6 protein-coding genes are annotated in these 7,733 nt (G+C 43.4%); all 6 read left to right on the top strand.

Features of this window, described 5'->3' with window-relative positions:
- Positions 1 to 215 precede the first annotated feature (215 nt).
- The 6 genes from Q0236_RS04710 (at position 216) to Q0236_RS04685 (ending at position 7,508) form a co-directional block, all read left to right on the top strand.
- Positions 216 to 1,130, top strand: a complete 915-nt coding sequence (locus tag Q0236_RS04710; RefSeq protein ID WP_297915602.1) for a DUF3137 domain-containing protein — start codon at positions 216 to 218, stop codon at positions 1,128 to 1,130.
- 91 nt (positions 1,131 to 1,221) lie between these two features.
- Positions 1,222 to 1,920, top strand: a complete 699-nt coding sequence (locus tag Q0236_RS04705) for a response regulator (protein WP_297915600.1) — start codon at positions 1,222 to 1,224, stop codon at positions 1,918 to 1,920.
- Entirely contained in the window at positions 1,911 to 3,083 is a 1,173-nt protein-coding gene (locus Q0236_RS04700) for a PAS domain-containing sensor histidine kinase (protein ID WP_004318457.1), read from the top strand. Before Q0236_RS04705 ends, Q0236_RS04700 begins: the two co-directional genes overlap by 10 nt.
- A gap of 106 nt (positions 3,084 to 3,189) precedes the next feature.
- Positions 3,190 to 4,581, top strand: a complete 1,392-nt coding sequence (locus tag Q0236_RS04695; RefSeq protein ID WP_297915597.1) for a hypothetical protein — start codon at positions 3,190 to 3,192, stop codon at positions 4,579 to 4,581.
- Between the two features lie 10 nt (positions 4,582 to 4,591).
- Positions 4,592 to 5,743 carry an MBL fold metallo-hydrolase gene (locus tag Q0236_RS04690; RefSeq protein WP_297915595.1) on the top strand — a complete coding sequence of 384 codons (1,152 nt, stop codon included), beginning with the start codon at positions 4,592 to 4,594 and terminating at the stop codon, positions 5,741 to 5,743.
- On the top strand, positions 5,736 to 7,508 hold the full coding sequence (locus Q0236_RS04685; protein ID WP_297915593.1) for a GTP-binding protein: 1,773 nt from the start codon (positions 5,736 to 5,738) through the stop codon (positions 7,506 to 7,508). The genes Q0236_RS04690 and Q0236_RS04685 overlap by 8 nt, the downstream gene beginning before the upstream one ends.
- The last annotated feature ends 225 nt before the right edge of the window (positions 7,509 to 7,733 follow it).

Genomic DNA, 7,733 nt, shown 5'->3' with positions numbered 1-7,733 from the left:
AATTACCGATACGACGAAATTTGAATCCGAACTGGATGAAATTTTAGAATTCAAACAGGGCGATATTGTAAAATGTAGAGAAAAAGACGGCGATTTATATGCTTTTGAGCTATTATAAAAACCCGCCTTATAAATAGCAACGCGCTTATCATATGGCTTGATTTAATCCCATTTTTCGCTATAATGAGCGTCAAATTTCACTCACGGGGATAGCGATGAGCCTTGTTTCTTACGAATTAAAAAAGCAAAAACTAGATGGAGCACGCAATGTGGCGCTTTGGAAGGCGCGTGGCGGCGTGGCGGCGGTAGTACTGGCGCTGTTTATTGCTATGCGCAAGGATTTCGGAGATTTCTCGTTCCTGTTTTTATTGGTACTGCTAGCTCTTGCTTATCCTGCTTACAAATACCTAGCTGTGCGCATTTCGCGTAAATTTGAAGCGCTCAGCGAAGAGGCTTTTAAAAATGAATTTCTGCTTTGGATCGCAAAAGAGCTGCGTCTTACCTTTCAGCCTTTCGGCGCGTTTTTACTCGATGAAATTTACAAAAATCCGCTCCGTAAAGAGGCAAATCTATGCACTTGCAAGCACGCGATAGTGGGCAAGACGCCCGAATTTGGCATAAAAATCGGCGACATCTGCCTAAGTCGCGATTTCGATAAAAACAGAGAAAATCGGGTATTTGAGCTGGATAAAATTTTGCATCTTAAAAAAAAGGATGATACGGCGATCTTCGACGGACTTTTTGCAAAATTTGATTTTAGCGAGACTTTCGATAGCAAAATTTTAGTCGTACCGCGCGGAGAGTTCATCTTCGGCGCATCGGATCTGAAGCTGCTTAAAGACAGCCCACACCTAAGCGCGTCGTTTGATGTTTATCTAAACAATCCCGCCGCCGCCGCATTTTTGCAAAACAAAAAAATTTTAGAAAATATGCAGACGATCACCGTAAATTTGTTCGGTAAAACCGAGCTTTATCTGGGCGAGAACAGCCTCGTAATCGGCGTTGAAAATAGCGAAATTTTCAAATCCGCGCCGAGCTCGCAAAGCGCGAAGCTGCTCGAAAGCCTAAATAAAATGATCGAGATCGCTAAAATTTTTGCTTATCTTAAAAAGCTCGGGCAGGTAGAATAAAAACACTCGGTTTTGTAAATTTAAAACAGGGTTGCAGCGCGCGAAATAGAATTTACGATAAGGGATAAATTTAAAAAGGAGGGGCTGCATTATGGATATAAACGAAATGCAAGCTAAAACTCGCAGTATGCGCGCCCTATATGTAGAGGATGATAATGAGGTAAGGCAGCAGACCGCGAAAATTTTAAAACTATTCTTTCATCAAGTTATCGACTGCAGCAACGGACGGGAAGGTATCGATAAATTTAAAGCGAGCAAAGCGGGTATTGTTTTTACCGATATCAATATGCCGGGCATTAACGGGCTTGAGATGATAGAGCAGATCAAACAGATCGATCCTTTGGTAAAAACGGTTATCTTCTCGGCTTACGATGAGTCTAAATTTTTCACCAAAGCGATATCTATCGGCGTGGACGGCTATATTCTAAAGCCTTTTACGACCGAGGATCTACTAAGCGTGCTTGAAAAAATCACGCAAAGCATCGAAATAAAACTGGGAAAGTTTATTTATCTAAGCGGCGATTTCGTGTGGGACAAGCAGAGTTTAACCCTATGCAAGGCGGGCGAAATAATCAAACTAACCAAAAACGAAACCTCTTTGTTGCAGCTGCTTTTAAGCTCTAGCGGGCGGATCGCAAGCGGCCTTGAGATAGAAAACGAGCTGTTTGAGGACTATGGCGGATATGACGACAAACGGGTAAGAAATATCATATCCAGATTTCACAGAAAAATCGGCTATAAGCTGATAGAAAACATCTACTCGCAAGGATATAGAATAAAATGGCGATAGTGGACATCAAGAAAAACCATCAGAGATTTGAGACGATATTTTCAAATTCCGGCGTCGGCATCTTCATCGTGGACAAGAAAAGAAATATTATGGAGTGCAACGAGACCTTTTGTAAAATTTTCGGCTACGAATACGACGAGATCATCGGTAAATCCGCGCAAACCATACATCTAAGCGAAGAAAAATACTTGCATTTTGCAGACATCGCCTTTAATAAAGTAAGAAAAAATGAGGCCCTGCAGCTAAACTACGAGCTAAGGCACAAAAGCGGCAAAGGGCTGTGGATTAGAATTTCGGGCGACTCCATATCGGGAAATGACGAGGTGCTTTGGATAGTGGTAGATATCACCAAAAGAGTGATGGCGGAGAAGAAATTAAAGCAAAGCAGGCTAAAGGTCAAACGGCTAAATTTAACGCTCAACCACGAGATCGAGGAGCAGCTAAAGCTCATAAGGCGCCAAGACGAGCAGCTGCAGTATCAATCAAGGCTCGCTCAGATGGGCGAAATTTTAAATATGATAGCGCATCAATGGAGGCAGCCGCTGTCCGCTATCTCGGCTACGGCTTCCTATCTAAGCACCAGCTGCTTGATGGCGGATAAATTTGATAAAACGGCTCTTTTGGAGGAGCTAGGCAAGATCGAGCAGTATTCCAAGCACCTATCCGAAACGATCGATGAATTTAGAAATTTCTTTAAGCCCGCCAAGATCAAGGAGGTTACGAGCTTAGAGGAGCTTTGCAATATGGCGATAAATATCGCAAAAGCGATACTGCAAAACCAAAAGATTAAAATTTACGCGAAATACGGCTGCAACCAGACTTTGCTCACATATAAAAACGAGGTTTCGCAGGTTATTTTAAACATCATAAAAAATGCGCAGGACGCATTTTTAGAAAGAAATATCGACGATGGGGTTATCGAAATTTCAACCTACATCGAAAAGTCCTATCTTTGCTTAAGCGTAAAAGACAATGCAGGCGGCATCAAAAAGGAGATCGCGGATAAAATTTTCGATCTGTATTTTTCTACCAAAGCCAGCAAAAACGGCACCGGCATCGGGCTATATATGTCAAAGATCATCATCGAAGATCACTGCAAGGGCTCGCTCGTCGTAGAGAGCCTAAAAGGCGGTTCAAATTTCATAATCAAGCTTCCAAAATGAAGCTTTTCTGAGACAATTTAAAATTTAATCCAAATTTACGCTACAAATGGGCTGCACTCTTTTTATATAATTTATCAAAGATTAAATTTTATGTAAGGAGGAAGCGATGAGCGAACCTGAAGAGAAAATTTATCTGGAGGAGCGGAAGCTTGTTAGAAGGTATTCTCCGCTCACATCGGTGCTTGTAAACACCCTGTTTTTGTTTGTAGTGTTTTACGCGTCGTGGTGGATCTTTCAAGACCCTAGGGGACTGATGAGGATGTATACTCCATACGTGGGATATATGTGGTGCAGATGGCTGCTCGTGGTCATCATCTGGATCGCATATATTTTTGATTTTTGGCCATTTAAAAGGGAGTGGCTCTATACGGCGGGACCGGCGAAAAAGGGCATTATCTTTACGGTGATGGTATTTTTTACCTTCTTCGTATTCTTAAAGATATTCTTCGAATTTATTCTAGGCGAGCTTGCCATATCGTATTTTAGCCCGCGAAGGCTTGCGGAGCTTGGTATAACCGATTTTTACGCCCTTGAATACTCGGCTCAGGCTATTTTGATGTTTGCAGCTATCGCGTCGTGGCTAAGTCCTTCTTGGGTGGTGGCTGCGGATAATTCGCCGTGGCAAAAGCTAAAGCAGCCTGTTAAAGGCTTTACAGTTTTTATCTGGACCTTTTTGCTAAGCATGATCGTATATTTCGTATTTTTCCACTCGCAAATGGGAATTTTATTCGATCCGTGGCAAAAATACACATCCATCACTCCGCCTTGGTGGCATAATTTCGCCGATACCGTGCACGGAAATTTCAATATCGCGTGGATTATGTGCTGTACCGTTATGGTGTGGGTGTATGAGACCATCTGGGAAAGGTATCCTTTTAGCCTTATTAAGACGAACTGGCTTAGAAGGACGGCATCGTTTTTCGGCATTATAGCGATGGCGTTTTGCTTTTCGTTCTTCTTTTACTATCTACAAGAACTCATCTGGGGCGTGCATATTAGAGGCGACAGGAGGCTTTTTGCGCCCGATTGGCGATGGCTGCACGTAGGCGAGATAGCTATATTTTGGCTGGTGCCGGTGTTATTTATTAAATTTTACTGCAACAACGCGGTCAATAAATTTTCAAAGCCCGTCAATATCCTTCTTAGAACGATCATAAGCATGGTAGCGGCTATCGTTCTATACTACGTCTATTATCAGGTCTCGCACTTTTTGCTGGGCACTCAAAAGGGCTTTTCGCATCCGCAACAATTCCCGATGATTCCGATGATCTGGTTTATCAATGTAATGCTGATAAATTACTGGTTTATGGACGGCTGGCCGGGCTGGAAGCTTGCCGGTAAAAAAGAAGAAGCGGATGAAGCGGGCGAGGAAGATGATTTTGGAAATAAAAATTCCATCAAAGGCTTGGTAGTGGGCTTTATAATAGGCGTGATCATCTATCTCGCCGTAGTTTATCTAGCGCCTGTCGTGGGCAATATGCTTACAATTTTTAAATAAAGGATATGAGATGAATGAAGCTAGAAGAGATTTTATAAAAGGCGGTGCGGCGGGAATAGGACTCGGCGCGCTCGCATCGATGGGGGTATTTTCATACTCTCCTGCGAGGGAATTTTTTCTTCCGGATGAAGTGCGAAAGATGACCGATTTTGGCGCGATTAAAAGCGTTGAAGTTACCAATATCTCCGAAACGAGCTGGTTTGACAACTCGATGCTGATGGGAGATATTAAAGGCGCAGGCGGACTGCTAGTCAATCAATATTTATTTAACTGGCCACCGTTCGGTAACGGCAAAGGGCTTGCCAAAGGCAGCTACGAAGAGGGAATTTCACAAATCAAGCATCTTCTACCCGATAATATCGATGAGGCGTGGGAGGTAACCAAAAAACTTTCCGTAAATCCCGATAACGCGGGCGGCTACTCTGCTCTCATAGAGATAGAGCGTCTAAACGGAGAAAAGAAAAAATATCTGCTTGATTGCGGCTGGTCCTACAAATGGATGCACGAGTGCTTTAAGCGGGAGGGGATCGATAAGATGCTGCAAAACGGCGAGATCGACACTCTCATAATGTCGCACGAGCACTACGATCACTTTTGGGCTTTACCCGTCGTTTTAAAGTATAAGCCCGACATCAGGATCATCATACACGAAGGATTTTACCCGGAGGGCAGACAATATATCAAAGATTCGGGACATAAGGGCGAGCTTGTAGTGTTTAAAAAGGGCAGAAACGAGATTGAGCCCGGAATGTGTACGTTTTGCTACGACTGCCCTATCATTACGAGAGTTTTTGGCGAACAGTCGATATTCGTAAATGTCAAAGACAAAGGTCTTGTGAGTATTACGGGATGTTGTCACCAGGGCATTATTACATTCTCCGATTCCGCATACAAAGAGCTAAAATACGACAATGATCAGCTCTATGGTCTTTACGGCGGACTTCATATCTCGCCGTTTGACGACTGGGATCCAAAATACGACGATCTGGTTATCGGACTGAAAAGATGGAACTACCAAGTCATGGCGTGCAACCACTGCACCGGTCTGCTGACCGTGCAAAAATTCGTCCGCGAGGGCTATCCGATCGTAAAGGGCACGGCTAGATTTAGAACCAAAACGTCCGATTATCTAGGCAACGGCGACAAGGTTAAATTTGGATAAAAGCATGGAATTTCAAGATATTTTCCCTTTGAAATTTAAATACTCGTTTGAGGATTACAGGTCGCTTATGAGATGTATATTGATGAAATCTCTTTACGATAGCGACGTAAAATCCTCAAGCAGGTATAAGGGGATGTATAAGGGGAACTATTTTAATGAATGCTGGAGCATAAAATTCGGCTTTTATAGCGGAATTTACGGCATCGTTTTGCGGGAGGTGAAAGAGGGCGCGGGCGTATTTGAGCTTTATTATTTCCCCTCCGCAAACGACGAACTGCTCGGTAACGTCTCGCTTTTTGAAGCCGTTTTGACCGGAGAGCCGGAGTTTTTAACAAAAGTGCGAAATTTCTCCGCGCACGAGGAGCTTTTAAATAACTTCTGCGTCGCTACGATCTATTTAAAGCCGCAAGAGCAGGGCTTGACGCTATCTTTTGAAACGAAGCTCAGAGATAGATCGTACGCAAAGGACGGCGTCTGCGTAGAGGGCAAGCAGATCATCGCAAAAGAGGGGCTTGATAAAAATTTCCCCTGCTTTAGGGTATCGCTTGCGTTTATGAACTTTTTGCATATCGCGCTTTGTAAAATTTACGAGCCGCGCTACGAGAGCTTTGAAATTTACAAAAAAGCGGCTCGCGCCGTGATCTACGGCAAAGATCGAAATTTAAAAAGCAAAGAAGATCCGCTCTGCGGCGAAATTTTTGTAAATTTAATCTACGGCGCAGAGGACGCGAGCGACGATCGCTTTAAATTTAATGACAGATCTTTTAAGAAGCTGCCAGGCTCGGCGCCTTTGTTTAAATTTTTGCTGCGCTTAGCCAAAGAGGATAAAAAGCAAATTTTTATGCAAGGCGGCGAGCGGCCGAATTTTTTCATCATCACCGGTTATCTGGGCTCGGGCAAGACGAAATTTATTCAAAATTTCATCGAGCACGAAACGGCGCAAAATAGATTTACAGGCATCATCCAAAACGAGATCGGTAAGATCGGCCTCGACGGCGCGCTGCTGGACGCCAAATACGCGCTCGTAGAGATCGACGAGGGGTGCGTTTGCTGCTCCATGGCGGGGCAGATCAAGCTCGCGATTTCGCAGCTAAAGCCCAAAAAGCCCGACAGCATCGTGCTTGAAACCACCGGCGTCGCCAATCCTTTCAATATCTTAAGCGAGCTAAACGAGATAAAAGATGCGGTCAATCTATGCGCCATCGTCACCGTCGTCGATGGAGCGAATTTTTTAAAAGAGCGCGGCAGATCAAAAATAATGCTCGAGCAGATCAAGGCCGCCGACGTCATAGTGCTTAATAAAATCGATCTGATCTCAAGCGAGCAAAAGGAGCGGATACGACAAGCTTTGATCCAAAACAACCGCTGCGCCGAGATATTTGAGACGGTGGGCGCCGAGCTAAATCCAAACTACCTACTCTACCGCCAGAGCGACACCTCCTATATGGCGTCCGTCCTGCTCGAGGGCAAGATGGGCGCGACGCACGAAGACGAGGGGATAGTCTCGTTTAAAAAAGACCTTCCTGAGGCCATCGATAAGCAAAATTTCATCAAATTTATGAGCGATATACCGGAAAATTTTTACCGCATCAAGGGGCTTGCGAGCTTTAAAGGCGACGAGGCTCAATACGTCGTGCAGTTCGTAAACGGCAAATTTGAGATAACGCCTTTTAGCGACCGCAAATGCTGCGATAATTTTTTGGTCTTCATCGGACGAGAGATAGATGAAAGCGCTTTAGTTATGGATAAATTTATAAATAATTAATCAAAAATAGACAAGTAAACGCCTTTTAGAGTTTTGATCAAAACTATTGCATAAGCAACCGACAATTCAAAACAAGAGCAAAATAAGCTGTGACTTTGGATTTATTATTCCCTACAGATTTGTTAAGATCTTTTTTATAATATCCATAAATATAGTATATTTATCCTTTTTCATATCATTTTTGGAAATATTATTTATGAGCCTATTTTTAAATTCTTTAATTTT

Origin of the sequence: uncultured Campylobacter sp. (genome assembly GCF_938031315.1) — a bacterium.
GTDB lineage: Bacteria > Campylobacterota > Campylobacteria > Campylobacterales > Campylobacteraceae > Campylobacter_B.
The sequence above is the reverse complement of the archived record's forward strand: the minus strand, read 5'-3'. Positions and strand labels throughout refer to the sequence as shown.